Here is a 25,030-nt window from a genome sequence, read left to right as displayed (position 1 = left end):
ACCGACACCATCCTCGAACTCAGCGCCTAACCCAGCACCGAAGGATCACGAAGCGGCTACACCACTACCGGGGACTTGACCCGGGCGTGTTAGTCAGCCGGGTCGGTGATGTCGGGGCGGGTGCTGGGGAGGCTGCCGAGGCCGTGGCCCCTGAGCCGGTAGCACAACCCGCTGCAGCCGTCCCTGCGCGCCGGCTACTTCGTCCTTCAACACTTGGTGATCGGCGATCATCCGACGGGCCCACACCAGGACGGCCTCCCCTCGGGAGTCAGTCCTTCGAACGCTGCCGCGCCGCACGAGCGGCCCGCCGAGCTCAGCCCCCCAGCTTCTGCAGTGACTCGGACAATGCCGGTGGCGACACCTACGACGCCGCAGAGGCTCGGGCGAAGTGCCGCTCCCGCGCCAGCGCGACGAAGTACTCGAGCTGAGCAAACAGCATGGCTGCCCTTGTGTGCCGTCACCCGTCGCCGGCTCGGGGGTGTCGAGGATCTCTCACCCCGCGCCGTTCCGGAATCCTCCCCGGGCGTGGAGTTGCGCCTACTACCCAAGGACCGGCGCGAGGCGGCCCGCGGTGGTTCGCAGTACGCGATCAGCTCCCGACGATGGACGAGCCCTTGTCCTGCCGCGCCGCCGAGGTGTAGGGGCTCGGTGCTACGACGGCGCGAACCGTGGTCTGCTCGTGCTTTTCCACGTGAGGCTTGCGGGATCCGCCGCCGGGCTCGCCCCAGGTCACGATGACCTCGGTGCCGGGGGCCGCGACCTCCGGATCGAGGTAGGCGAGCGAGAGGACATCTCCCTCGTTGTTGGAGTACCCGACATGCGCGGACAGTCCGACGATCGCGCCGCCTTCCTCGACCCTCACCTCGTCGAGGTGCGGGAAACCGAAGTACGACACCGGGAACTCGAGCGATTTGTAGCGCGGACCCGAGCCCAGCTGCGACGCGAGCACCTTCACGACGTCGTCTCGGTTCCACACGAGGGTCACGTTCCGCCGTTCGGCCGCGGGGTCGAGCGCTTCGAGAGCCTCGCGGCCGATGAAGTCGTGATCGAACTTCACGAGTTTGCCGTATCCGAGGTTGTACGGGGTGACGTAGTAGTCCTCGATGTCATCGGTCCGGAAGCTGCCGCCCAGCTGCGAGTTCGCCTCCCACCCGTCGGCGGAGAGCCACTCGCGGAAGCCCCGCAGCTCCTCGCCTGTGAAGATGGCCGGTAGCGGATACGCCATCCAGCCGCTTTCGAACAGCGTGCTGAAATACGCCTGGGTGCCGCCGCGCACGAGACCGTGCTTCTCCCCCACAGCGAGGATCGCTCCGCGGACTGCGTCGGCCTCGTCGTACGGCCCGGAAATCTCGTATCCGTGCTGTCCGGCCATGCCGTGACGCAGCACGAGCACCTCTTTGCCTGCGATGCTCACCCGTGCCGTCCGGAAGAACGGGATGTCGTCGACCGGCTCGTCGAGCACGTCTTCGAAGATCGCTCGCGCGTTCGGCCCGTCCAGCTGGTAGCGGTAGAGAATTCGACGACCCTTGGGGTTGTACGGTGTCGGGTCATCGCGCTCGATCGACACATCATACCCGCCGAGCTCCGCCTGATACTGCACCCAGTTGAGCACTGCCATGCCGCTGATCAGCTCGTAGCGATCTTCCGTCAGCCGGTAGGCCACGCAGTCCCCGATCACGTGGCCGCGCGGGGTCACCGAGACGAATTGCTTCGCCCGCCCGACATCGAACGTCGAGAAGCTGTTGATGGACAATCCTTCGAGCAGCTTCGTCGCGTCAGGGCCCTCGATGAACAGCTCGGGCATGTGGTGCGACTGGTCGAACAGCACCGCCGTCTCGGCCCATCCGCGCTGCTCGTCGCGCCAGTTGGTGAAAGCCGGCGGGATGAACGCCGCGGTGAGTCCGGTGCGCGCCCGGAAGTGCGGGGCGATGGTCTCGTTGAAGAAGTACTCGACGACATCGTCCTGCTCGTCGAGCAGGTCTTGCAGTGACTTGTCCCGTGCCATAGTCGCGTCCTTGATCTCAGGCGTTCGAAGAGGCGTAGGCGGTGCGCCATCCGCCTTGGTACTCGGCTCGGGCTACCGCGGAGAACGGCGTCGGGCTGACCACGACACGCACTTCGGTCTGCTCGTGACGTTCGACGTTGACCTTACCGCTGCCGCCGTCCGGCTCGCCCCACACGAGGCGCAGCTCCGCCCCCTCGGGGACGTTGGCGTCGACCGTACCCATGGACAGCACACGTCGCTCGTTGGCGGTGTAGGCGACGTTGTTCAACGACAAGCCGACTTGGTTGCCGTCGGCGTCCAGAAGGGCGTCGTAGCCGGAGTAGCCGTAGTTGGCCAGCGGCAGGTCGAGGAACTTGTACTGCGGACCGTCGACGTCGACGACCGAGCCCAGGATGCGCTTGACGTCGTCGGGGTTCCACGCCAGCGTGACCTTCTTCCGTCCGTTCTCGACGTCGTATGCCTCCAGCGCCGAGCGGCCGATGAAGTCGTGGTCGAACTTGACGAAGTTGCCGTATCCGAGCTCCCAGGGGCTGAGGTAGTACCCCTCGATCGACTCGGGCACGTACGACCCTGCCACAGACAGGGTCGCCTCATAACCGTCGACGGGCAGCCACTCGCGGTAGGCGCGCAGCTCGTCGCCCGTGAAGATCGCGGGCAACGGTGCGGGCACCCAGCCGGATTCGACGGCGGCGGGCGGGTAGGCGCGCGCCCCGACGGGGACGATGCCGAACTCCGCACCCTGCTCGAGGATGAAGTCGCGCACGCGGTGGTACGACTCGTAGGGCCCCCAGATCTCGAGACCGGGTGCGCCGGCCATCCCGTGGCGCAACGTCCGCGCACGCACGCCGTCGACGGTGATCCAGTCCATCGCGAAGAACTTGATCTGCTCGAGCGGGCCGCCGTTAAGTCTCTCGATGACATCCCACGCGCGGGGGCCCTGGATCTGGAAACGCCAGTACTCGCGCGTCACGGCGCTGCCCAGGGGGAAGTTCGGCGAGCGGCGGTCGATCGTGAGGTCGACGTCGTATCCGCCGTGCTCGGCCTGGAACCGCAACCAGTTGGCAGAGGGCGCGCGACCGACGAAGACGAACTCGTCGTCGGCTTCACGGTGCATGATGCCGTCGCCGATGACGTGGCCGGCGGGGGTGACCGGGATGAACTGCTTCGCACGGTCGACCGCGAAGTTCGCCACGCTCGTGATCGCGGTGTCAGACACCAGCTTGAATGCGTCGCGGCCGCTGATCAGCAGGTTGTCCATGTGGTGGGTCTGGTCCATGAGCACCGCGGACGTGCGCCACGCCAGCTGCTCGTCGCGCCAGTTGTGGTACTCGGGGGCGACGACCGGGTAGACGTAGTTGCCGACGCGCGAGTTGCGCACGTGCGCGACCGGGTCACCGGATGCATCCAGGAGTTCCTGGAGATTCTGAGCCGTCATTGGTTCTTCTTTCGTGTGATGGTTCGTTCTGTGATGGGCAGGGGGACGACCGGTCAGAGCGCTCCGGGCCGGTCGGAATACGGGATCGCGCCCTCGGAGGTGACCGGGATGCTGAGCTCGCCGAGGCCTTCGATGGCAACGGTGACCCGGTCTCCGTCTGCCAGCGGCCCGACGCCGGCAGGCGTACCGGTCGCAATCACGTCGCCAGGCTCGAGCGTCATGATGGAGCTGGCGTACTCGATGAGGGTTGCGACGTCGAAGATGAGGTCGGCGGTGGAAGCGTGCTGCCGCAGATCACCGTTGACCCACGTCCTCAGTGCGAGCGCATCGGGATCCGCGATCTCGTCGGCGGTCGTGATCCATGGGCCGACCGGAGTGAACGTGTCGTAGGACTTACGGGTCGAGCGGTCTTCGGTAGAACGCACGCTGATATCCAGCAGCGGTGCGTACCCGAACACGTGCGCGAGGGCTTCCTCGCGCACGATGTGACGACCGCCCCTTCCGATGACCACGGCCAGCTCGCCCTCCTGGTCGATCCTCTTGTCCGTGTACGGCAGGACGATGCGCGAGTCGGGTCCGATCACCGAGGTGGACGCCTTCAGGAAGACGCCGTACTCGGCAATCGTCTTCTGCTCGCTCATCTCGATTTTGTGATCTATGTAATTCACCGGTGCGGCGATCACCTTGGGCGGCCGCATGATCGGGGCGCGCAGCGCCGCCGGATCGGCCTCGGCGACGGGATCCGGCACGTCCAGGTCGGTGAATGTCACACCGTGCTGGAGGGCCCAGAGGAGCGGGTCGGGTTGGTCCGCAGGAACGCCGGCCTGTGCACCGATGGGCGCGATCCGACCATCGATGATCGCGACGAGCCCGTGACGGGCGTCGAATCCGATTCTCATGTCACCTTCTTCGGCTTTGGCAGCGGCCGTCGCTGTCGTGAGCGAGATTAGAAGCGGCCGGACGCCGCTCGGCGGGAATTCCGTGATCCCGAACCGGCGGCGCGGTCACGCAGCAGCGGACGTCAGCCGGAGCGACGCGAGCTGCTCGCCGAGTCGCGGATCGAGTCATGTCTCGGCCGCGACCACGTCGCGCAGCTGCGCGGGCACGTCCCGGGAACGGCCGTTGCCGAGCAGGATGGCAGCCCGCCAGATCTCTTGCGCGCGCCACAGCGGCGTCTCGGAGATCGTGAGCCGGGCGCCCGCGACATAGACGTGTTCTCGCCAGAGTGCGGGCGGGAGATCGCGCCACGAGACGTTCAGATGCACCCCGCTGTGCGTCGCGAGGTGCCGAAGCGCGAGAGGCGGGAGCGTCGCGGCGAACACCACGGCGTCGGCGAAGGAGTCGGCCGTGTCGATCTCATCCCACGTGCCTTCGCTCTCGACACCGGTGAGCCGGTCGAGGGCATCGGCGAGGAGACGCGCTCGCAGCGCGGCGGCGGCCACGACCGCACCCTTGGTCGCACCGTCAGCGGTCACGACCGCCGAGAGCTGGGCATCGGGCAGGTGGAACAGCCCCCGCAGGAAATACGCCTGTCCGCGACGCGCGAGCAGCAGGTCCTGCTGCACCGCGGGATCGTCGATGAGATCCGAACGAGCGCTCATCAGCCCGCCGGGGGTGCCGTGAGCGTGCGATTGAAGCCGAGGCGCTCGATGATCGGCGCATCACTGTAACGGAAGAGGTCGAGCCCTCCCGAGTCCGAGTGCAGCTCCCACGAGGTCCAGCTGGGGACGGCGAACAGGTCGCCTTTCTCCAGGCGCAGCTCCTCGCCGTTGAGTACGACCGTTCCGCTTCCCTCGAACGACTGCCACACCGAGGAACCGACCTCGCGCCGCGGCGGTGTCGACGCGCCGGGGCGCAGTCGGTGCATCTCCGCGCGGATCGTCGGCATCACGTCGCGACCGGTGGTGACGTTCGTGAACCGGATGGCGGCGTGCCCCTGTTCGACCGTGGCGGGGTGACCCTCGTCCTCGAGCTCTAGCTGTGCGGCCAGAGCGCGGTCGGTGTACTCCCAGCGGTATGCGCTGAGAGGGGAACTCGGCAGCCGGCGCGGCTCCGACAGGGGCTGCAAGCCCGGATAGCCCCAGAGACGCTCGCTGCGCGAGATGTCCGGAGAGGCCTCGTCCGTCACACGGTCGGAGCCGTACTCGAAGAAGCCCACGTCGGTGTAGTAGGAGAACGGTGCGTCGAGGCCGTCGATCCACGCCATCGGATTCGCGGTGTCGTTGTGGTGGCCGTGGAAGTTCCACGCCGGGGTGAGCAGCAGGTCCCCGCGGCGCATGGCGACGGGATCGCCGTTCACGACGGTCCAGACGCCTTCGCCCTCCAGCACGAATCGGAATGCGTTCTGCGCGTGACGGTGCTCGGGCGCCGTCTCATGGCCGCCGAGATACTGGATGGCGCACCACAGGGTCGGAGTCGCGTATCCGGTGCCCGGCAGACCGGGGTTAGCCAGGCCGATCGCGCGACGCTCTCCGCCGCGGCCCACGGGCACGAGATCCCCGGAACGCTTCGCGATGTCATAGAGCGTCCGCCATTTCCACAGGTGGGGAATCGCCTTGGGGGAAGGCACAGGTGGCATGAGATCGTCGCGTTGCGTCCACAGCGGTGCCATGCTGTTCGCGTCGAAATCACGATAGAGCTGCTCCAGTTCGGGACTGTCGGCTCGGCCATCCATGGTCTGCATTGCGATCCTCATCTCTGTCGGTCGCATCGGGTGAGCGCGTCGATGCGTGACCTTGCAGTGAAGCCTCCTGATTTCTCAGCCGGCGGGGGTCGAGATTCTGGACAGCGAAATTCCGCACCGACGTTGCGGGCTGCGATTGAGGTGCTCCGCGACGTGAGGTACATTCCCTGCATGTCCTCGGCAACGACGCCCTTGGCGTACCCGACCAACGCCCTCGACCGCGGCCTTCGCCTCATTCAGCTCGTCCGTGACGAGGGAAGCATCCGCGTCATGGAGGCGGCCGACGAGCTCGGCGTGTCGCGATCGAGCGCGCACCGCCTCCTACAGGCATTGGTCTACCGCGATTTCCTCGTGCAGAACGAGGATCACGTGTACGAGCAGGGCCCGGCCATCTCCGCCCGCCCCTTGGAGATGGCGGGATTGCGCGACCTACGGGCACGGGCGAAGCCGCACATGGACAGGCTCGTCGGCAAGCTCGGACACGCCTCGAACCTCTTGATCAACGACGGCTGGCACGTACGGTTCCTGACCTGTGTCACGTTCCCGGGGGGCACCTACGATCGACGAGGCAGCCTGATGGCGGCTCACCGTACCGCCGGAGGCCGGGTAATGCTCGCACAGCTCGACGACGACACGCTGTCGCGCCGGTACGCCTCCACTTCGCAGCAGGTGCACGCGCGCACGCCCGCGCTCTCGCATGCCGAATTCGACGATCTGCTCGTCAAGGTCAACCGCGCGCGCCGGGCCGGATTCTCGTTCTCCCGGGGCGAGGTCGACAGATCCGTTACCGCGGTCGCGACATGCGTGCGGGATGCGTCGGGTCAGCCGATCGCGGCGCTGACCGTATCGGCTCGCACTCCTGACACGATCGCCGGTGACGATATCGCGAGGAGCGCCGACGAATTGTTCCTCGCCCGCGAGCGCATCGAAGCCGATCTCGTCGCCGGCTGAACCCGGGGGCGCGGGTATTCATGCGCCGCCGCGCAGGGCGAGATCGGCCTGCGCGGCGGCGCATTCCGGGGTCGATCTTCGCATCGACGAGGAACGCGCCGACCGGCTTGGCGAGCCAGTGGCGCAGCTCCGCGACATCCAGGTCTTCGAGCCCCCGGACGCTGATGGCGGGGATGCCCAGCGCTCGCGCTATTCCGGCGAAGTCGCGGAATCCGAAGTCGACGAGATCGGTCGGGCTGCCCTCCGGGCCGAAGTGATGGCGCTCGGCGCCGGCCCCGGCGTCGTCCATCATCACCACGAGGATCGGCTCGCGCGAGTTCGCGATGCTGTAGAACTCGCCGAGCGACATCAGCGCACCGCTGTCTCCCGAGAACACCACGGTCGGGCGGGTCGGTTGCGCGATCGCGAGCCCTACGGCGCTGGCCAGGCCCAGCCCGATCGCCTGAAAATTCTGCGTGAACACGAACGACGATGCGTCGGGCACCGAAAAGTGGCGCATCAGGAACCACATGAAGTGCCCGCCGTCCAGGGTCAGATTCCTGTCGGCGGGCACCGCCTCGTTCAGCCATGAGACCAGCCGCGCGGGATTGACCGTGCCGGCCGGCGCGGTGTCCTCCCGCACGGGCCAGCGGACATCGCCGAGTTCGCCGAGCGCCGCGCGGTATCCACCACCGGGGCTCACGGCGCGGGTGAGCTGGCGCGCTGTCTCGCGCGCACCGCCGAGCACCGCGAGCTCCGGGCGCCGGTGCACGTCGAAGGCGCGCGGATCCACGTCAACCTGAAGGATGCGTGCGCTGTCGGCGATGACCTCGCCGTGACCGGCGGTCCAATAGGTCAGGCTCGCACCGAACGAGATGATCAGGTCACTCTCCGCCACGATCGCCCGCACGCGCGGTGCCGCGAAGCCGCCGGCGATGCCCACCGACCACGGATGGGCGGCGAAGGCGCCGTGCGCCTGCGCCGTCGTTGCGAGCACCGCACCGATGCGATCGGCGAGCACGGCTATATCGCGCTCCGCTTCGTCCAAGACGGCGCCGCGACCGGCGATCACGACGGGCTTGCGCGCTGCCTCGACGATCTCGACGGCCTGGGCGAGTGCATCCGCGTTCGGTCCCGATGCCGCGACGGGGGCAAGCGGGCGGAGCATCGGATCATCGGGAGCCGGTTGCCGCTGCACGTCCACCGGGAAGCTCACGACCACGGGACGCCGCTCGGCCACCGCATCGCGCCACGCGCGAGCGATGTCACGACCCGCCGTCGCCCCCGACACGATGCGCACCCAGCCGGCTCCCGCGTCGCGGACCAGAGTCGCCGCGTCGTACGCCTGATTCTTGTGGAGCGAGGTCGTCGCCACCTCGCCGGTCACGACGAGGAGCGGCGTGTGCGAGCGGACCGCCTCGACGAGGGCTGTCACCGCGTTGGTGAAACCGGGCCCCTGGTGCACGGTCGCCACACCCACACGGCGGGTCGAGCGGGACCACGCGTCGGCCATCGTGACGGCTGCCGATTCATGCCGAGCGGCGACCGCCCGCACCCCCTGGCCGACCAGTCGTTCGACCAGGGGGAAGTTGCCCGAGCCGAGCAGACCGAAGACGGTCTGAACGCCATGGGCGAGGAGCGTCCCGACGACGACGTCGAGCGCGCTGCGGGACGGTGACATCACTGATCGCTGAACTTCCGGGCCGGCTCTGCCAGCAGGTCGTCGACCGTCACCTCGTCCTCGAGCAGGCCCACCTGATCTGCCATGTCGATCGCCTGCTGCACGAGCGCGCGGCTGACGGTGGAGCTCCAGTACGGCAGACGGACGCTGTCCACCTGCTCTGCTGTGAGCGCGGTGAACTCGGGAATCACCGCGCGTGCGGCCTCCGGGTTCTCTTGAGTGAAGTCGGTCGCCTCGGCGAGCGCTTCGGCGAGCGCCTCGGCATCGGATCTGGCGAGGAAGTCCTGGGTGACGGCCCAGCCGCCGTTCGGGAAGTTCTCCCCTTCCTCCGTGATCGAGACGAGGGGCGCGTCGATCTGCCGGGCACCTTTCGCGATCTCGGCGGAGGCGAAGGGCTCGGCGATGTTGATCGCGTCGACGGACCCGTTGGCAAGTGCCGCGCCCATCTCGGGCATTGGCACTTCGAGTAGGTTGACACTCGCCGGGTCGATGCCCTGCGCTTCGAACGACATCGTGTTCTGCACTTCGGCCTGACTGCGCAGCGCGTTGACGGCGAGGGTCTTGCCGGGAAGATCTTCGACGCTCTGGATGTCGCTGTCGGCACTCACCAGCGTGACCGCGGCCCACGCGGCGTCGGCCTCGGCGGCCTCCTGGTCGTTGTTGCTGATGATCTGCAGCGGCAGTCCCTTGCTGATCGGCACGGCGGCGGTGAAGTACCCGACGAACGCGACGTCGATCTCGTCGGCGACGAGAGCGGTCACCTCTTCCGCGCCGTTGTTGAAGGTCTTCGGTTCGATCTCGAAGCCGTGCTCCTCGAAGATGCCCTCCTGCATACCGACGTACAGCGGTGCCACGTTCGCGTAGGGGAGGATCCCGACCCGGATCGTGGTCAGCTCTCCTGACGCATCCCCACCGGCGTCGCCACTCGGTGCGCCCGAGCCGCTGGAGCACGCGGTGAGTGCGATCACGGATCCAGCGACCAAGACATCGAGAGCTATCAGCCGACGATTTCGCTTCATTGTTCTCCCTTTCGTTGTTCCGGGGCTACGCCGGCGCGTCATTGCTCCGCCTCCCGGTGCCTGATGAGTCGGTAGACGTGCGCCCGCAGATGCGCGAAGGCGGGAAGCTCTTTGGTCTCGACTTGATCGCGCGGCTTCCCCAGATCGACGTCGATCACCTCGTTCACCCTCGTCGGGGCGTTCGTGAGCACGACGATACGGTCCGAGAGGTACACGGACTCGTCGATGTCGTGCGTGACCAGCACGATGGTGACACCAAACTCGTCTCGTACCTTGAGGATGAGGTCTTCCAGATCACCGCGCGTCTGCGCATCCACCGACGCGAACGGCTCGTCCATGAGCAGGATGTCCGGCTTGTACGCGAGGGCGCGCGCAATCGCGACGCGCTGTTGCATTCCGCCGGACAGCTGCCAGGGGTACTTCTCACCCGCTGCGCCCAGCCCGACCGAGTTCAGCGACTCCGCCACCCGCTGCTTGCGCTCGGCGCTGGACATCTTCCTCGAGCGCAGGGGAAGCAGCACGTTGTCCTTGACGGTCAACCAGGGCATGAGCGAGCGCCCGTACTCCTGGAAGACGACGGCCATCTCGGCGGGCGGGCCGGTCACGGCGCGGTCGTTCAGCCGCGTCACGCCTCGCGTCGGCGAGTGCAGGCCGGCCATGGCCTTCAAGAGCGTCGTCTTGCCGCAGCCCGACGGGCCGACGATGCACACGAACTCACCGCGACGCACCTCGAACGAGATCTCGTCGATCGCCTCATACTGCGTCGCCCCGGTGCCGTAGGTCTTGCCGAGCTTGTCGACTACCAGCATTTCTCTCCCTCGGATTCACGTGGACGATGATCGGATGGCGCGGTACCAGGTCAGCGACCGGCGTTCGATCCAGATGAAGACGGCGTTCAGCAGGTACCCGAAGATGCCCAGCAAGAGAATCCCCGACCACATTTCGGCGATGTCGAACGAGCGCTGCGCCTGCAGGACGAAGTAGCCGATGCCGTTCGTGCTGGCGACCATCTCGCTAACAACCATGAGGATGACGGCGAGCGACAAGCTCGTGCGCATCCCCGCGAACACCTGAGGTGCGATGGCCGGCAGCACGATGCGACGCAGTTGATCGACGTTCGAGAGGCGGTAGACGCGTACCGTTTCGCGTAGCACCGGATCGATCGCCCGCACGCCGTCGATGGTGTTGAGCAAGACCGGCCACACGCACACGAAGGCGATGATGAACACCTTCATCTCGAATCCCACTCCGAAAACCAGGATCGCGAAGGGCAGTAGAGCCGTCGGCGGAATGGCGCGGAAAAACTCCACGAGTGGCGACGCCGCTTGCCGGGCGACCACCGACAAACCGAGTGCGACGCCGGACACGACGGCGATGACGACTGCGATCGCGTATCCGAGGAACATCCGCCCGAGACTCGGCAGCACATCGGTCGGGAAGCGCGCGAAGAGCCATGTTTCCTGGAAGCTCCTGAGAATCTCCGCGAGCGGCGGGAAATAGAACGAGTCGGCGCTGGCGGACCACACCCACCACACGGCGAGGATGAGGATGGGAACGAGGATCTCGAGGCCGACGAGGAGCCCGCTGCGTGTTCCGGCTCTCATGGCAGGAGCTCCCGTGTCGAGGGGTGCCACGACAGCACTCGTTGCTCGATGAAGACCATGACGGCATTTAGCAGCAGCCCAAGGAAGCCGGCGGCGATGATGAGCGCGTACATGAGCGAGATCGCGCCGGAGGAACGAGCGAGATTGATCTCGTAGCCGAGCCCGGATTGGCTGAACAGCAGCTCGGCGGTCACGGCGAGGATGAGTGCGACTGCCGCGGAGATGCGGGCACCAGTCATGATGAACGGCAGTGCTCCTGGGAGTTTGATACGCCAGAGGCGGTCGAAAGTCCGAACTCGGTACGAGCGGGCCGTCTCGACGACCACGCTGTCGGTGTCGTGCATCCCGTATACCGTCTGTACGAAGAGCGGCCAGAACGCGGCGAAGGCAGCGAGGAAGACCTTGCCCTCGAGACCCGTGCCGAAGACGAGGACGGCGACGGGGATCAAGGCGACGGAGGGCATGGGGCGAAGGAACTCGATCGGTACTCGGAAGGCACGGTAGAGCCATTCGGTCGAGCCGAAGAGCACGCCGAGCGGGATGCCGAGAGCGACCGCCCACGCCATCCCCAGCGCGGCACCCATAAGGGTGTCCGCGAGCGCGAGCCAGAAGCTGCTCGAGACGACCAGCCCCGCGAGTTGCGTCACGGTGGAAACCATGTCGGGGAAGTACTGCGCGTCGATCAGCCCCACCGTCACGGCCAGTTGCCAGAGCACCAGCGTCGCGACGATCGCGATGGTCGGCGCGACGCGCCCTCGCGCTCCCGGCCCGAGGGAGGACGTGGACGGGGACCGCGTCTCGACGACAACCGTCATTTGTATGCCTCCTACGCTGACCACGCCGTGAGCTTCTCGGGGCCCCGAGACTCGGATTTCCGGAAAGCTATCAGCGGCACGCGCGGCCCGAGACGGATTCTGTATCACGAAACGGGATGCGACGCCGACGATGCGTGCTGGGAGGGTGGGGGCCGAGCACGCCGGCTTCGCCCCCCCGCCCCGCCTCGCTCGCACGCGTTGATCTCGGAAGGATTGCCTGGTGGCACACAGCACACGAAATGAGGCCGTCGTGGAGTTCATCCGCGACTTCTCACTAGAGATGACCGGCAAGGACGTGCCCGGGCTCGAAGAAGCTCGACACGCCATTCCCGCGGGAACGAAGATCAACGTCACGTTCCTCGGCAACGAGAACCTCGACATGCGTGTCGCGGCGGCCAAGGCCGTGAAGGATCTCGGCTTCACCCCCGTGCCGCACATCTCGGCCCGGCGCCTCGCATCTCCAGGCCAGCTGGAGGAGTTCCTCGGGCGGCTGCAGGAGGTCGGTGCGACCGAGCATATCTTCGCCGTCGGCGGCGACCCGGCGACGCCCGAGGGGCCGTATCCTGACGCGCTCTCAGTCATCCGCACGGGTCTGCTACAGCAGTACGGCGTCCGCGAGGTCTCGATCGCCGGCTACCCCGAGGGCCACCCCGACATCGCGTCCGACGTGCTCTGGCGCCACCTCGAAGACAAGTCGGCCGTGCTGAAGGAGCAGGGACTGGATGCGGTCGTCCTGACCCAGTTCGCCTTCGACACCGACCCCGTGATGGCGTGGATCGACGGGGTGCGCGAGCGGGGAATTGACAGCGAGATTCGCATCGGCACGCCGGGTCCTGCCGGCATCAAGCGGCTGCTGTCCTTCGCGCGTCGCTTCGGTATCGGCGCGAACGCGATTATCGTGAAGAAGTACGGCTTCTCCCTCACCAACCTGCTCGGCACGGCCGGGCCCGACACGTTCGTGACCGACCTCGCACGCCTTACGGACGAAGACCAGGCGAGTGGCGTCGTGAAGCTGCACTTCTACGCCTTCGGAGGACTGCTGGCCACCTCCGAGTGGGCACGCGACTACGTCGCCGCGCGTTCGTGAGCCGGTCGTGACCGCACGCACCCTTGACGGCAACGCCGCTGCAGCCGCCATCAAGGACGATCTGCGCGATCGCGTCGCCGCGCTGCGCGCCCGCGGGGTGGTGCCCGACCTCGGCACTCTGCTGGTCGGCGATGACCCCGCCTCACGCTCCTACGTCACCGGCAAGCACCGCGACTGCGCCGAGGTCAGCGTCGAATCGACCTCGGTGGAGCTACCCGCCGACGCCACGCAGGACGACATCGCCACGGCCGTCCGGGCCCTGAACGACGACGCCGCGGTCACCGGACTCATCGTGCAGCTACCGCTGCCCGCAAGCATCGACGAAAATGCGATCCTCGAGCTGATCGACCCGGCGAAGGACGCTGACGGCCTGCACCCGACCAACCTCGGCCGCCTCGTGCTGGGTGTCGATCCCGCCCGCGCGACGCCCGCGCCCCTGCCCTGCACCCCGCCGGCGTCATCGAGTTGCTCGAGCGCAACGCCGTCCAGATCGCCGGCCGCCGCGTCACGGTGATCGGGCGCGGCGTCACCGTTGGTCGCGCCCTCGGTTTGCTGCTCACCCGCAAGGGCATCGATGCGACGGTGACCCTAACGCACTCGCGCACACCCGACATCGCCGCCGAGGTGCGGCGCGCCGACATCGTCGTCGCGGCCGTCGGCGTGCCGCACCTAGTGAAGGCCGAATGGATCGCGCCCGGTGCTGCGGTACTCGACGTCGGCGTCACTCAGGTGGGCACCACCAACTCCGGCAAGGCCAGATTGGCGGGCGACGTCGAACCCGCGGTCGCCGAGGTGGCCGGATGGCTCTCGCCCAACCCGGGCGGCGTGGGACCCATGACCCGCGCTCTGCTCGTCTCCAACGTCGTGGAAGCCGCCGAGCGCTTCATCCGCTGACGAATCTCTGTTCCATCCCACGGAAAAGACCCGACATGCCCCCACGCCTTGATATGGCCCGCGATCACGCCTGCCTCATCGTTCATGGACCGGACCGAACCGGCCTGGTGGCCGCCGTCACCGCTCTGATCATGCGGCACGAGGCCAATATCGTCACGCTCGATCAGTACTCCGACGATCCGGAGGGCGGCGCGTTCTTTCAGCGCGTCGTGTTCCACCGTCCGGGGCTTTCGATCGCGCTTCCCCAAATCGACGCCGACGTCGCAGAGACGCTCGACCCCTACGGCGTGCAGTGGGTGCTGACCGACCAGTCGGTGCCGAAGCGGATGGCGATCCTCGCGTCCACGAGCGACCACTGCCTGCTGGAGTTGCTGTGGCGGCACCGGCGCGGAGAACTACCGGTCACAATTCCCATGTTGATCTCCAACCACACCAACGTCGCCGAGGACGTCCGCTCCTTCGGCCTCCCGTTCTTCCACGTGCCGTCCCAGGGTCCGGACAAGAGCGCGGCGGAGGCCCGCATCCTGGAACTGCTGGGCGGCAACGTCGACTTAGTCGTACTGGCGCGATACATGCAGATCATCTCCGAGGACGTCCTCGACGCGGTCGGCGTGCCCGTGATTAATATCCATCACTCGTTCCTGCCCGCATTCATCGGCGCCGCTCCTTACCGCAAAGCCGCGGAGCGCGGCGTCAAGCTCATCGGCGCGACGAGCCACTACGTCACCAAAGACCTCGACGAAGGTCCCATCATCGAGCAGGACGTCGCCCGCGTCGACCACACCATGGACGCCGCGGCCCTGCAGGCCCGCGGCGCATACGTCGAACGCGCCGTGTTGTCGCGGGCCGTGCAGTGGCACGCCCAGGACCGCGTCATCCGCCACGGCAACCACACCATCGTCTTCCCCTGAGGGAACCTTGCCGCTTGAGGCGGGTGACAGTCTTTATTACACAGGTGTCATCCGCGATGAGCGGGCCGCCGCAAATGCACGACCGGTTCCTGCAGGTGGGGATGTGAGCCGACGACACAGGGCCCGTCGTGTGCCGATGGGATTCAACCACCGACGCACGACCGGCACCTCACTCGCGGAGCAGGGCGATCTTGCCGTAGTGATGGTGCGTGCGGAAGGATTCCAGCGCGCGGGGGGAGTTCGTCGGACAAGACCGTCTAGGCGACGGGGATGCGGATCGCCCCTTCCCGCAGCAGCTCGGCGAGTCGGGCGAGCATCTCGCGTCCGGTCAAGTGATCGATATCGAAGCGTCCCTCATTCCTCGACCGACTGCCGGAAGACGGTGCGCGACCACTCGCCGACCTCCTCGCCCCGGTCGTCGAGAATCTGCGTCTCAGCCGGCCGCCCCGCTGAGCGGACCACCCGCCGCGGACGGCGCCGATGAGGGTCCGGGTCACTCAGTCTCGAGCGGCGGGACTCGCAGGACGTTCGTCATGATCGCGACCTTCGCATACTGTGCGCCAACGAAAGTTGCCTCGACTGCACCTCTCGTGCCCAACGCGCCGACGAGGCGATTCCACAGCGCATCGTCGATGTTCCCACCGTCGCACAGCCCATCGGCGAAGGCCACGATGTCGGCCTCGGTGCCCGTAAATGCCGGCGTCGTGGAGGTCAGACCGTCGAGATCTCCCTCATCCATCCCAGCAGCGTCGGCGAACAGCGTGACGTGCACCTGCCACTCCGGCGTGGCGGCGAAGCGATGCAGGACCCGCAGGATGAGGAGTTCGCGCATCCGTACCGGAAGCGTCGTGGCCTCGAGGGATCGCGCCGTCGCGCCCTTCAGGTCGCTGAACGCTGCGGGCGCGTGACCGAGCAGAGCGAAAAGTTGCAGCGGTCGCCCGTCGGGAAGTCTGTACGCCTCGAGCGTGAGGTCGTCGACGGGGGGAACGCGAGGGGATGACGTCATGGGAATCCGTCCGACATGCGGTAGTCTCTCTACCTACTGGTAGGTAGAGTATCCTGAATGAGAGGCGCAATGACCCATCCCGACCCGGCCGCTGCGCTCCTCGACGGCTACTACGCCGACGCGGATGCGCTCGTGTCGCGCGGCGTCGCGAGCGCCGCGCACGTCGACACCAGCATGCGTCTGGGAGCCGGGTACGCCGCGGGCCCGTTCGCCGCACGCGGCATCGCGGTGGGCGACGCAGCCGAAACCGACTCCGGTACCGAGACGCCGTGGTCCAAGGTCGCCGTCCTGGGCACGGGCCGCATGGCGACCGGAATCGCTGAGGCGATCGCGCGCGCGGGAGGCGACGTGGTGGTCGTCGCACGTAGCGAAGCGTCTGCCGCGCGCAGCAATGCTGACCTCTCCGCCAGTCTCGATAGGTCCGTCGCACGGGGCCGACTAAGCGCCGAGGACGCGGCGGCAACGATGCGACGCACTTCGTTCGTGCCGTCACTGTCGGCGCTTCCGCCGGTCGACCTGGTCGTCGAGGCGGTGGCGGAGGACCTCGCCGTCAAGCAGACTCTCATGGTCGAACTCGACCGCACGCTCGCCCCTGCGGTCCCGATCGCGACGAACACCAGTTCGTACCGGGTCGCCGAGGTCATGTCCAGGGTCGGGCCCGACCGTCCCGTTCTCGCCCTTCACTTCTTCAACCCCGCGCCGGCGATGAGACTGGTCGAGATCATCCCCGGGCCCCACAGCGCCCACCTCGTCCCCCTCGCCGAAGCATGGGTGCGCAGCTTGCGCAAGACGCCCGTTCGCAGCGCGGACGAGCGGGGGTTCATCGTCAATCGGCTCCTCATCCCCTACCTCAACGACGCCGTCCGCCTGCACGAATCGGGCATTTCGATCGAGCTCATCGACGAGTCCCTCGTGGCCGAGGCGGGCGTTCCCATGGGGCCGTTCGCGCTCATTGACCTCATCGGCCTGGATGTGACCGTGGCGGCGCTGTCATCGATGGCGGAGACCTCGATCGACGAACGACTGCGGCCGGCCGCGACGCTGCACGCCCACATCGCCGCAGGACGACTCGGGCGCAAGAGCGGCGCCGGCTTCTACCGAGAAGGAGAATGACATGACCGACACCTCACGCGAACGCGACGGACTTTTTATCGACGGCGAGTGGGTCTCGCCGGTGGAAAGCAGCGCACCGTTCACGGTCATCGACTCCACGAGCGGCAGTCAACTGGGCACCGTGCCTTCCGCCGGCCCAGCGGACGTCGACCGCGCAGTGCGGGCGGCCGAGTCGGCGGCGAACGAGTGGCGGCACACTCGACCCGAAGACCGTGCCGCGGCCCTCGAGGCCGTACGCGAGGAGCTGTCCGCCCGCGCCGACGCGATCGCCGAGATCATCAGCCTGGAGGTCGGAACGCCCTCGAACATCTCGAAGAAGGTGCAGGTGGGTCTGCCCCTCCTCACCCTTCAGGGCTTCGCGGATGCCGCTCGCACCTTCGAGTGGGATCGTCAGGTAGGAAACTCGACGGTCACCCGGGAGGGCGTCGGGGTCGTCGCCGCAATCACCCCGTGGAATTATCCGCTGCACCAGCTCATGGGCAAGGTGGGCGGGGCGCTCGCTGCGGGCAGCACCGTCGTTGCGAAACCTGCTTCCGATGCCCCCCTGGCGGCGTTCGCCCTCGCGGACGCGATCGCCGCCGCCGGGCTGCCTGCGGGAGTGTTCAACCTCGTGAGCGGCAGCGGTGCTGCCGTCGGCGAGGCCCTGGCCGGGCACCCTGGTGTGGATCTCGTCTCGTTCACGGGCTCCACACCCGTGGGCGTGCGCATCGCCACCGCGGCAGCACGCAATGTCACCCGCACAAGCCTCGAACTGGGGGGTAAGTCGGCGAGCGTCGTTCTCGACGACGCCGAGCTCGAACGCGCCATCCGATCAAGTGTGAGCAACGCCTTCCTGAACTCGGGTCAAACCTGCTCGGCCTGGACACGCCTGGTGGTTCCCCGCGTGCTGCAGGAACAGGTGCTCGAGATCGCGGTCGCGTCCGTAGAGCGCCTGCGGCTCGGCCACCCGCTGGACGAGGGCACTCGTCTCGGACCGCTGGTCTCGGAGAAGCAGCGTGAGAGCGTTCGTGAGCACATCCGTCGCGGCGAGACGCTCGCTCGCCTGGTGGCCGGCGGCGCGGGATCTCCGGTCGGGCTCGACGAGGGTTTCTACGTTGCACCCACCATTTTCGCGGACGTGGACAACGCCTCCGCACTCGCACAGGAGGAGATCTTCGGGCCGGTGCTGTCCGTCATCCCCTACGACACCGAGGATGAGGCGATCGCAATCGCGAACGACAGCCCTTATGGTCTCGCGGGCGGGGTGTGGAGCGCGGATGTGGAGCGCGCCGAGCGCGTCGCGCGTCGGATCAGAACCGGCCAAGTAGACCTCAACGGCGCGGCGTTCAATCCCGTCGCACCGTTCGGAGGTGTCAAAGCCTCGGGATACGGCCGGGAGTTCGGTGAATTTGGAATAGAGGAGTTCACCGTTGTGAAGGCGATGCAGCGATGAGCGCGCTGCGGGTGATCAGCCGCTACTACGACGGGTGCTCGGCGGGAGACGTCGAGGGGATGCTGAGCACGTTGCACCCCGACGTGGTCCACTACTTCCTGGCTCCCAACGTCGGCTCCGCACCCGTGGCGGGCGCGGAGCATCTCGCTCGCTACTGGCGCAAAGTGACCGGGATGATCGCAGCGACCTGGATCATCGACGCGATCGTGGAATCGGGAAACGACGCCGTCATCGAGTGGACGATGATGTGGACACCGCCGGAGACGGGCGAGCAGGTGGCGACACGCGGCTCGGAGTGGTTCACTTTCACCGACGGCCGGATCAGCGAGATCCGCTCGTACTACCAGCAGAGGAACGAGTCGACCGAGCTCGACGGGTTCCCCTACACGCAGCGCGGCTACTCGACGCTCGCGACCCCCGCCAGCGCCATCCATATCCCGGCGGGAGCGGCGCAGTGACGGTGCGCATCGACGTCGCCGACCGCGTGGCGACCATCACCATCGACCGACCGGAGCGGTTGAACGCTCTCGATGAGCCGATGCGTCTGCGGTTGGCCGAGGCCATCGCGACCTGCGGCAACGATCCCGAGCTCGGCGCCGTGATCCTGACCGGTGCTGGACGCGCCTTCTGCGCCGGACAGGACCTTTCGGCCATTGCGGAGCTAGACGACTGTTACGACACGGTCGCGCGGACGTACAACCCCATCGTCCACGCGATCGTCGACGCTGATCTTCCGGTCATCGCGGCGGTGAACGGCGCCGCGGTCGGCGCAGGCATGGGCATCGCCCTCGCGTGCGACGTCGTGCTCATGTCCGAACGGGCCTCGCTCGCGTGCGTGTTCGGCGCAGTCGGTCTCGTACCCGACAGCGGTACCTCGTGGCAGCTCGCACGTACCGTCGGGGCGGCGCGCGCGTTCGAACTCGTCACGACGGGTCGCAGAGTGCAGCCACAGGAGGCCGTCAGCCTCGGCCTAGCCACGGAGGCGGTTCCCGTCGAGGAACTGCCGGCACGCGCCGCTGCATGCGCCCGCGAGCTCGCCGCGGGGCCACGCCTCGCACAGACGCTCGCGAAACGCCTCCTGCGCGAGGCCAGCTCACTCCCTCTCGCGGACGTGCTGGAGTTGGAGGCGCGAGGGCAGAATCAGGCCGCTCGATCCGTCGATCATCTCCGTCGCCGCGCAGAGTTCCTCGCAAGATAAACACAATCGACCAGTCCCACTCGCACTCGAAGAGGAGAGCCAGTATGAGCACAGACGAAACCATCGCCGTCATCGGATCCGGGCCAGCCGGCCTCGCCGCCGCCCTCGCGCTGCGAGCGGTGGGCAAGCCGGTGAAGATCTATGAGCGGTACGCCTCACCGAAACCCGCGGGCAACATCCTCAACCTCTGGCCCCCGTCCATCAAGGCGCTCGAGTGCCTGGGAGTCGATGTCGATGACATCGGCGCACCGTGCGAGTCAACATTCCGCAATCACCGAGACCGCCTCCGGGCCGACGTGCACATCTCCGAGGATGTCGTACGCGCCTACGGCGGCGGCTTCATCGGTCTGCTGCGCCCGGATCTCTTCACCCGCATGCTCGCGGCCCTGCCCGACGAGACGCTCGTGGGGGAGCACGAGGTGGCGAGCTTCGAAGATCATGGTGACCACGTCGAAGTGCGGTTCATCGACGGGACGTCCGTGCGCACCCCCCTTCTCGTCGGCGCCGACGGGATCAACTCGACCGTGCGCCGGAAACTTCTCGGCGAGGCGCCGATGCGCGAGCACAATCTGCACGTCATCGGCGGCTACACGTTCGACGTGCCCGACGGCGTCGACACGCGCAAGGCGATCATCCGGCACTCGCGCACCGTGCAGGGCAGCTACACGGGCGTCCGCAGCGACGGTCGCGATGGCGCGGAATGGTGGTTCGTCGAGGCGATGGATCCGGCGGCACCCGCGCCGACGTCGCTGCACGAGCACAGCATCGAACTAGCGAAAGAGTTCCCCGCCGACCTGCAGCAGCTCGTGGCACGCACCGATCCCGCGCACGTCATCCGGTGGCCGATCCGTGACCGCGGGGTCCCTCCGCGTGAGTGGGCACGCGGCCGCGTCGTCCTGGCGGGGGATGCGGTGCACGCCACGAGTCCTTACGCCGCCTACGGCGCGGGCATGTCCATCGTCGACGGCTACTTCCTCGGGCAGGTGCTGGCGACCACGGACCTGTCAGATACCGCAGCTGTGGAGGCCGCACTGCAGACCTACCAGGCCCACCGTGTCGATCACTGTTCCGACCAGGTCGCGCAGGCCTACATGCTCGGCCGGACGTTCCACCACACGCCGGCCATCCTCCGCCCCATCCGCGACTTCATGCTCGATCGCACCCCGTTCCTGCAGAAGCAGGTCGGCGACAAGAACCCGGCCGAGATCAACGCACAACTGGGTCTCATGGGTCGCGACCTCTTTCACCCGGCGAAGGCGCGGGCATGATCGACAAGACGGTCACCGACGTCGCTACAGCCGTCGCCGGAATCGACGACGGCGCGACAATCATGGTCGGCGGCTTCGGACGCGCGGGAGAGCCCGCCGAGCTCATCGATGCGCTGATCGCCCAGGGTGCGTCCGAACTGACGATTGTCAACAACAACGCCGGAAGCGGGGACACCGGCCTCGCGGCGCTCCTCGCGGCCGGGCGCGTACGGAAGATCATCTGCTCGTTCCCTCGGCAGAACGATTCGTGGGTCTTCGACCAGCTCTACCGCGACGGAAAGATCGAGCTCGAGCTGGTTCCGCAAGGAAACCTGGCCGAGCGCATCCGTGCAGCCGGCGCGGGCATCGGGGGGTTCTACTCGCCGACCGGCGTGGGCACTCACCTCGCGGACGGCAAAGAGACACGGCAGCTCGACGGCCGCACTTATGTGTTGGAGTACCCCATCCGCGCTGATGTGGCCTTGATTAGTGCACGGACGGCCGATCGGTGGGGGAATCTCGTCTACCGGAAGACGGCCCGTAACTTCGGCCCCGTCATGGCGGCCGCCGCGACGGCGACGATCGTGCAGGTCGACGAGGTCGTGCCGCTCGGCGCGCTCGATCCGGAGGCCGTCGTCACTCCCGGCCTCTACGTCGATCGCGTCGTCGCTGTCGGCGAGCGCCGCTGGCTGCGTGACGGGGTGTTCGTGGGTGGCGTCGACGTCGAGGGGCGACCACGGAAGGAACACGTATGAGTACGAAGATCGATCGCCTCACGCTGGCCGCGCGCATCGCCGCAGACATCCCCGAAGGGGCGACCGTCAATCTCGGCATCGGCGCACCCACGTTGGTCGCCAACTTCCTGCCGCCGGACCGCGAGATCCTGTTGCACACCGAGAACGGCTTGCTCGGCATGGGTCCCCCGCCGCCCAACGTCGAGATCGACCCCGACCTGATCAACGCGGGGAAACAGCCCGTCACAGCGCTCGCGGGCGCGGCGTACTTCCACCACGCCGACTCTTTCGCCATGATGCGCGGCGGACACCTCGACGTGTGTGTCTTAGGGGCGTTCCAGGTATCGCAGGCGGGAGACCTCTCGAACTGGTCCACAGGTGCACCCGGCGCGATCCCGGCTGTGGGCGGCGCCATGGACCTCGCCATCGGCGCGAAGAACGTCTACGTGATGACCGACCTGCTGACGAAGCAGGGCGAGTCGAAACTCATCGCGGAGTGCAGTTACCCGCTCACCGGCCTGCGTTGCGTCACCCGCGTGTATACGGACCATGCTGTCTTCGACGTCGCCGCAGGCGGCTTCGCGGTTCGTGAGCTGTTCGGGCACAACACCGTCGATCACCTCGAGAAGCTCACCGGGCTGACATTCGCGCGGCTCGAGGCGGGTGCGCCGTGAGCGAGACCGAATCCACGATCCGCACTCATACCGACGGGCGCGTCGGATGGATCACGCTCGACCGGCCCCGCGCACTGAACGCGCTCACTGCGCAACTGATGCGCGAAGTCGTCGAGGCTGCCGCAGCCTTCGACCGCAGTCACAACATCGGCGCCATCGTCGTGACCGGCTCCACTCGCGCCTTCGCGGCCGGCGTCGACATCGCCGAGATGGAGGGCATGAGCAGTAGTGACATGTTGCTCGACGACCCCTTCGCGCTGTGGGAGAGATTCGCCGAGGTGCGCACGCCCGTCGTGGCCGCCGTCGCCGGTTACGCACTCGGCGGCGGCTGCGAGCTCGCGATGATGTGCGACCTCATCATCGCCGCCGACGATGCCCGATTTGGGCAGCCTGAGATCCGCCTCGGCATCATCCCCGGCATGGGAGGCACGCAGCGTCTGCTGCGCGCCGTAGGTCCCGCGAAGGCAGCAGATCTCGTCCTGACGGGCAGGCAGCTCAGTGCGGAGGAAGCGGAACGGGCCGGACTGGTCGCCCGGGTGGTCCCGGCGGAGCACCTTCTCGAGGAAGCGGCGGATGTGGCTGCCGCCATCGCCTCTCATTCGTTGCCCGCGCTGTACGCGGCGACCGCGGCGCTCGACGCCGCACAGGAGGGTTCTTTGTCCGAGGGTCTTCGCTTCGAGCGGCGCGCATTCGCGCAGCTGTTCGACACCGTGGATCAGAGCGAGGGTATGGCCGCGTTTCGCGAAAAGCGGACTCCCGAGTTCCGCCACCGGTGACCGGGCCGGAGCGTACGCTCTGGCCGCTATCCAGCCCTGGCGGAGCGGGGTGATCTGCTCGCCTCCTCAATCTCACGGGAAGCGAGCAGGTCCAACCGTTTCGCTAAGCCGGCTCGTTCACGGCGGTGATCCGCAGCGCGAGTGGACTGTCACTTCCTCGGATGGCCACGTCGAGGATAGCGTTGGTGTGCTCGTGGTCTCAGTGCGCGTCGAGGTCCGCCTCGGAGTTCCCCAGCTCTCCGGCGATCAGCAGCTCGCTGTCTCCTGCGTCGACACCGACGTGGTAGACCCGGCAGCCTTCATCCGACCACGTCTCGAGCGCCGCCTCCTGCGCCGCGGCAACGACGTCGTCTCTATGCGCTGTCAGCATTCGCCGACCGATACCGCGAGGATCGGCATCAGGCAGGCTCCAAAGCGTCTGCGCCCATTTCCTGCAGCTGCGAAGCAAATCTGAACAGGGCTCTTGTCGCGCACCTGCTTCTGCAGGAACTTCGTGTGATCGAGCACGAAATCGCGGAAGGGACGAACCGGGGGCTTCGAGTCGTGGAACAGCCGTCCTGGAGTGTGGGCTGGTTGACCTGGAACGTCGTGTGCTCGACGCCATGTCCCTCGGACATTTCGAGTGCCACACGCACCCCCGCCGTATCGGTGAGCTCTGTTCCGGCGAGCGATGCGCGAGGAAGTACCCGTCCACGATCGACATCCCCGCACTGTACGCCGCGTACGGGCTGGTCGCATGCGCTGCCGCGCCGCTCTGACGACACGGCCAACCGACCACTTCTTGGACTGAAGGGTTGATTCGGATGGGAAGCGCGGGCGATTCAGGAAGTTGTGGGGTCAGGCATTCGGATGATGATGCCCCACGGGATGACCTGTTTCCAGCAGCTGGAACGCCGCGCGCGTCCTCGAGGTCGAATGGATCCTTCACCCGATCTGCAGCCCTTCTGAAGCGGCGAGTGCCGCGAACTCTTCGAGGCGTTGCTGAGTGCACCGGTAATCTGTCGGCATCCGCACGTCGAAGTTCGCTTTGGCCGCGTAGCCAGTGATGGTGCAGATCCGCTCCGCCTGCACGCCGAGTTCGAGTGCCACGGCGATGGTCTCGCCACCATGGCAGTCCTGCACCGCGGTGAGTCCGAGCGGCGCGCTCTGACGGACCCGATCGATCAGGCCGGCGCCGTACTCGATGGGCACGATCCCGAGTGAGGTCAGATGGGGATCGTGGAGTGCAGAAGCCCTGCCGATGACGGAGGCGCCGCTGCTTAGCGCCAACTGCGAATACAGCGAACCGACCGCGCCGCTTGCCGCACTGACGAGCACGATATCGCCCGCTCCGATCGTCAGTTCGTCGAGAGCCGCACGCGCTGCGACGGCGGGACGAGGCAACGATGCGGCGATCTCCCACGTCAGGTGCTCCGCCTTGCGGGCAGGCTCTGCAGCGGAGAGCGTGATTCACTCGCGCAGGGCGCCCCCCGGTCATGAGCGCCGAATACGGCGTCCCCTACCTGGACCGGTGCCCATGGCCTTTCGGTCCTCCGCGTCGGAGGGGTTCAGGCCGACTGCGAAACTGCGGACCTAAACTGCGTCGCGTCCGGGCTCGATGTCGGAAAATTGGCGGAGCGAAAGTCCGGACGAGTCGCCGACCCCCGCGGTACTGCACCGCGCACCATCATGAGGCCGTCCCCGTGCCGATCGGACCCCACACTCCCGTCTGGGCGCGCATCCAGCCCGCGGCGCGGGCCGCCGTCGATGACGGCGACCACGCTCCGTTGGTAGGTGACTTTTCGAA

Annotated in this window: 23 protein-coding genes and 2 pseudogenes; 12 read left to right on the top strand and 13 right to left on the bottom strand. The window is 67.2% G+C overall.

Going from position 1 to position 25,030, the window contains the following annotated elements; translation table 11 throughout:
• Nucleotides 1–589 precede the first annotated feature (589 nt).
• The 5 genes from IEX37_RS12150 to IEX37_RS12130 form a co-directional block, all read right to left on the bottom strand.
• Nucleotides 590–2,005: an aminomethyl transferase family protein gene (locus tag IEX37_RS12150; protein ID WP_188756539.1), complete on the bottom strand. Its 1,416-nt coding sequence runs from the start codon at nucleotides 2,003–2,005 to the stop codon at nucleotides 590–592.
• A gap of 16 nt (nucleotides 2,006–2,021) precedes the next feature.
• Nucleotides 2,022–3,440, bottom strand: a complete 1,419-nt coding sequence (gene ligM, locus IEX37_RS12145; RefSeq protein WP_188756538.1) for a vanillate/3-O-methylgallate O-demethylase — start codon at nucleotides 3,438–3,440, stop codon at nucleotides 2,022–2,024.
• 53 nt (nucleotides 3,441–3,493) lie between these two features.
• Nucleotides 3,494–4,339, bottom strand: coding sequence for a fumarylacetoacetate hydrolase family protein (locus IEX37_RS12140; RefSeq protein WP_188756537.1), 846 nt, complete (start codon nucleotides 4,337–4,339; stop codon nucleotides 3,494–3,496).
• Between the two features lie 165 nt (nucleotides 4,340–4,504).
• Nucleotides 4,505–5,041 (bottom strand): DinB family protein, encoded by a 537-nt coding sequence (locus IEX37_RS12135; protein WP_188756536.1) that lies wholly within the window; start codon nucleotides 5,039–5,041, stop codon nucleotides 4,505–4,507.
• Nucleotides 5,041–6,123 carry a cupin domain-containing protein gene (locus IEX37_RS12130; protein WP_188756535.1) on the bottom strand — a complete coding sequence of 361 codons (1,083 nt, stop codon included), beginning with the start codon at nucleotides 6,121–6,123 and terminating at the stop codon, nucleotides 5,041–5,043. The genes IEX37_RS12135 and IEX37_RS12130 overlap by 1 nt, the downstream gene beginning before the upstream one ends.
• Before the next feature lie 171 nt (nucleotides 6,124–6,294).
• Here IEX37_RS12130 and IEX37_RS12125 point away from each other — a divergent pair, with 171 nt between their 5' ends.
• Nucleotides 6,295–7,074: an IclR family transcriptional regulator gene (locus IEX37_RS12125; protein WP_188756534.1), complete on the top strand. Its 780-nt coding sequence runs from the start codon at nucleotides 6,295–6,297 to the stop codon at nucleotides 7,072–7,074.
• A 148-nt stretch (nucleotides 7,075–7,222) separates the two neighbouring features.
• Here the strand turns inward: IEX37_RS12125 and IEX37_RS15995 are convergent.
• The 5 genes and pseudogenes from IEX37_RS15995 to IEX37_RS12095 form a co-directional block, all read right to left on the bottom strand.
• Nucleotides 7,223–8,734: pseudogene (locus tag IEX37_RS15995) on the bottom strand (thiamine pyrophosphate-binding protein); the annotation flags it as partial.
• Nucleotides 8,734–9,702, bottom strand: a complete 969-nt coding sequence (locus IEX37_RS12110; protein WP_188756533.1) for an ABC transporter substrate-binding protein — start codon at nucleotides 9,700–9,702, stop codon at nucleotides 8,734–8,736. The gene IEX37_RS12110 and the pseudogene IEX37_RS15995, both read right to left, overlap by 1 nt.
• Before the next feature lie 89 nt (nucleotides 9,703–9,791).
• On the bottom strand, nucleotides 9,792–10,562 hold the full coding sequence (locus tag IEX37_RS12105) for an ABC transporter ATP-binding protein (protein WP_188756532.1): 771 nt from the start codon (nucleotides 10,560–10,562) through the stop codon (nucleotides 9,792–9,794).
• 15 nt (nucleotides 10,563–10,577) lie between these two features.
• Nucleotides 10,578–11,279 carry an ABC transporter permease gene (locus tag IEX37_RS12100; RefSeq protein ID WP_229663241.1) on the bottom strand — a complete coding sequence of 234 codons (702 nt, stop codon included), beginning with the start codon at nucleotides 11,277–11,279 and terminating at the stop codon, nucleotides 10,578–10,580.
• 74 nt (nucleotides 11,280–11,353) lie between these two features.
• Nucleotides 11,354–12,172, bottom strand: coding sequence for an ABC transporter permease (locus tag IEX37_RS12095; protein WP_188756530.1), 819 nt, complete (start codon nucleotides 12,170–12,172; stop codon nucleotides 11,354–11,356).
• Nucleotides 12,173–12,452: 280 nt separating this feature from the next.
• Here IEX37_RS12095 and IEX37_RS12090 point away from each other — a divergent pair, with 280 nt between their 5' ends.
• The 3 genes and pseudogenes from IEX37_RS12090 to purU all read left to right on the top strand — a co-directional run bounded on the left by IEX37_RS12090 (nucleotide 12,453) and on the right by purU (nucleotide 15,064).
• Nucleotides 12,453–13,259 (top strand): methylenetetrahydrofolate reductase, encoded by an 807-nt coding sequence (locus IEX37_RS12090; protein ID WP_188756544.1) that lies wholly within the window; start codon nucleotides 12,453–12,455, stop codon nucleotides 13,257–13,259.
• A 7-nt stretch (nucleotides 13,260–13,266) separates the two neighbouring features.
• Nucleotides 13,267–14,153 (top strand): annotated as a pseudogene (locus tag IEX37_RS12085) (bifunctional methylenetetrahydrofolate dehydrogenase/methenyltetrahydrofolate cyclohydrolase).
• 35 nt (nucleotides 14,154–14,188) lie between these two features.
• On the top strand, nucleotides 14,189–15,064 hold the full coding sequence (gene purU, locus IEX37_RS12080) for a formyltetrahydrofolate deformylase (RefSeq protein WP_188756529.1): 876 nt from the start codon (nucleotides 14,189–14,191) through the stop codon (nucleotides 15,062–15,064).
• Between the two features lie 493 nt (nucleotides 15,065–15,557).
• Here purU and IEX37_RS12075 read toward each other — a convergent pair whose 3' ends face one another.
• Entirely contained in the window at nucleotides 15,558–16,070 is a 513-nt protein-coding gene (locus tag IEX37_RS12075) for a carboxymuconolactone decarboxylase family protein (RefSeq protein WP_188756528.1), read from the bottom strand.
• 69 nt (nucleotides 16,071–16,139) lie between these two features.
• Between IEX37_RS12075 and IEX37_RS12070 the strand changes: the two genes are divergently transcribed.
• The 8 genes from IEX37_RS12070 to IEX37_RS12035 are packed head-to-tail and all read left to right on the top strand — an operon-like array spanning nucleotide 16,140 to nucleotide 23,244.
• On the top strand, nucleotides 16,140–17,183 hold the full coding sequence (locus IEX37_RS12070; protein WP_188756527.1) for a 3-hydroxyacyl-CoA dehydrogenase family protein: 1,044 nt from the start codon (nucleotides 16,140–16,142) through the stop codon (nucleotides 17,181–17,183).
• Between the two features lies 1 nt (nucleotide 17,184).
• Complete coding sequence (locus IEX37_RS12065; RefSeq protein ID WP_188756526.1) at nucleotides 17,185–18,615, top strand: aldehyde dehydrogenase family protein; 1,431 nt, start codon at nucleotides 17,185–17,187, stop codon at nucleotides 18,613–18,615.
• Entirely contained in the window at nucleotides 18,612–19,073 is a 462-nt protein-coding gene (locus tag IEX37_RS12060; protein ID WP_188756525.1) for a nuclear transport factor 2 family protein, read from the top strand. The genes IEX37_RS12065 and IEX37_RS12060 overlap by 4 nt, the downstream gene beginning before the upstream one ends.
• Nucleotides 19,070–19,813: an enoyl-CoA hydratase/isomerase family protein gene (locus IEX37_RS12055; RefSeq protein ID WP_188756524.1), complete on the top strand. Its 744-nt coding sequence runs from the start codon at nucleotides 19,070–19,072 to the stop codon at nucleotides 19,811–19,813. The genes IEX37_RS12060 and IEX37_RS12055 overlap by 4 nt, the downstream gene beginning before the upstream one ends.
• A gap of 44 nt (nucleotides 19,814–19,857) precedes the next feature.
• Nucleotides 19,858–21,081: an FAD-dependent oxidoreductase gene (locus IEX37_RS12050; RefSeq protein WP_188756523.1), complete on the top strand. Its 1,224-nt coding sequence runs from the start codon at nucleotides 19,858–19,860 to the stop codon at nucleotides 21,079–21,081.
• The gene (locus IEX37_RS12045) at nucleotides 21,078–21,815 is read left to right on the top strand and encodes a 3-oxoacid CoA-transferase subunit A (RefSeq protein ID WP_188756522.1); all 738 of its coding nucleotides are present in this window, start codon (nucleotides 21,078–21,080) and stop codon (nucleotides 21,813–21,815) included. The genes IEX37_RS12050 and IEX37_RS12045 overlap by 4 nt, the downstream gene beginning before the upstream one ends.
• On the top strand, nucleotides 21,812–22,468 hold the full coding sequence (locus IEX37_RS12040; RefSeq protein WP_188756521.1) for a 3-oxoacid CoA-transferase subunit B: 657 nt from the start codon (nucleotides 21,812–21,814) through the stop codon (nucleotides 22,466–22,468). The genes IEX37_RS12045 and IEX37_RS12040 overlap by 4 nt, the downstream gene beginning before the upstream one ends.
• Nucleotides 22,465–23,244: an enoyl-CoA hydratase-related protein gene (locus tag IEX37_RS12035; protein ID WP_188756520.1), complete on the top strand. Its 780-nt coding sequence runs from the start codon at nucleotides 22,465–22,467 to the stop codon at nucleotides 23,242–23,244. Before IEX37_RS12040 ends, IEX37_RS12035 begins: the two co-directional genes overlap by 4 nt.
• 199 nt (nucleotides 23,245–23,443) lie before the next feature.
• Here IEX37_RS12035 and IEX37_RS12030 read toward each other — a convergent pair whose 3' ends face one another.
• Together IEX37_RS12030 and IEX37_RS12025 are read right to left on the bottom strand one after the other, a co-directional pair.
• Complete coding sequence (locus IEX37_RS12030) at nucleotides 23,444–23,614, bottom strand: NIPSNAP family protein (protein ID WP_188756519.1); 171 nt, start codon at nucleotides 23,612–23,614, stop codon at nucleotides 23,444–23,446.
• 554 nt (nucleotides 23,615–24,168) lie between these two features.
• Nucleotides 24,169–24,627 carry an MDR/zinc-dependent alcohol dehydrogenase-like family protein gene (locus tag IEX37_RS12025; protein ID WP_188756518.1) on the bottom strand — a complete coding sequence of 153 codons (459 nt, stop codon included), beginning with the start codon at nucleotides 24,625–24,627 and terminating at the stop codon, nucleotides 24,169–24,171.
• Nucleotides 24,628–25,030 lie beyond the last annotated feature (403 nt).

The organism is Microbacterium album (assembly GCF_014643695.1).
GTDB classification, from domain to species: domain Bacteria; phylum Actinomycetota; class Actinomycetes; order Actinomycetales; family Microbacteriaceae; genus Microbacterium; species Microbacterium album.
This window is presented reverse-complemented; position numbering and strand designations above follow the sequence as displayed.

Coding starts and splice junctions, on each gene's coding strand:
- IEX37_RS12150 (WP_188756539.1), bottom strand. CDS start 2,005: ATGGCACGGGACAAGTCACTGCAAGACCTGCTCGACGAGCAGGACGAT.
- ligM (WP_188756538.1), bottom strand. CDS start 3,440: ATGACGGCTCAGAATCTCCAGGAACTCCTGGATGCATCCGGTGACCCG.
- IEX37_RS12140 (WP_188756537.1), bottom strand. CDS start 4,339: ATGAGAATCGGATTCGACGCCCGTCACGGGCTCGTCGCGATCATCGAT.
- IEX37_RS12135 (WP_188756536.1), bottom strand. CDS start 5,041: ATGAGCGCTCGTTCGGATCTCATCGACGATCCCGCGGTGCAGCAGGAC.
- IEX37_RS12130 (WP_188756535.1), bottom strand. CDS start 6,123: ATGCAGACCATGGATGGCCGAGCCGACAGTCCCGAACTGGAGCAGCTC.
- IEX37_RS12125 (WP_188756534.1), top strand. CDS start 6,295: ATGTCCTCGGCAACGACGCCCTTGGCGTACCCGACCAACGCCCTCGAC.
- IEX37_RS12105 (WP_188756532.1), bottom strand. CDS start 10,562: ATGCTGGTAGTCGACAAGCTCGGCAAGACCTACGGCACCGGGGCGACG.
- IEX37_RS12095 (WP_188756530.1), bottom strand. CDS start 12,172: ATGACGGTTGTCGTCGAGACGCGGTCCCCGTCCACGTCCTCCCTCGGG.
- IEX37_RS12090 (WP_188756544.1), top strand. CDS start 12,453: ATGACCGGCAAGGACGTGCCCGGGCTCGAAGAAGCTCGACACGCCATT.
- purU (WP_188756529.1), top strand. CDS start 14,189: ATGCCCCCACGCCTTGATATGGCCCGCGATCACGCCTGCCTCATCGTT.
- IEX37_RS12075 (WP_188756528.1), bottom strand. CDS start 16,070: ATGACGTCATCCCCTCGCGTTCCCCCCGTCGACGACCTCACGCTCGAG.
- IEX37_RS12070 (WP_188756527.1), top strand. CDS start 16,140: ATGACCCATCCCGACCCGGCCGCTGCGCTCCTCGACGGCTACTACGCC.
- IEX37_RS12065 (WP_188756526.1), top strand. CDS start 17,185: ATGACCGACACCTCACGCGAACGCGACGGACTTTTTATCGACGGCGAG.
- IEX37_RS12060 (WP_188756525.1), top strand. CDS start 18,612: ATGAGCGCGCTGCGGGTGATCAGCCGCTACTACGACGGGTGCTCGGCG.
- IEX37_RS12050 (WP_188756523.1), top strand. CDS start 19,858: ATGAGCACAGACGAAACCATCGCCGTCATCGGATCCGGGCCAGCCGGC.
- IEX37_RS12045 (WP_188756522.1), top strand. CDS start 21,078: ATGATCGACAAGACGGTCACCGACGTCGCTACAGCCGTCGCCGGAATC.
- IEX37_RS12040 (WP_188756521.1), top strand. CDS start 21,812: ATGAGTACGAAGATCGATCGCCTCACGCTGGCCGCGCGCATCGCCGCA.
- IEX37_RS12030 (WP_188756519.1), bottom strand. CDS start 23,614: ATGCTGACAGCGCATAGAGACGACGTCGTTGCCGCGGCGCAGGAGGCG.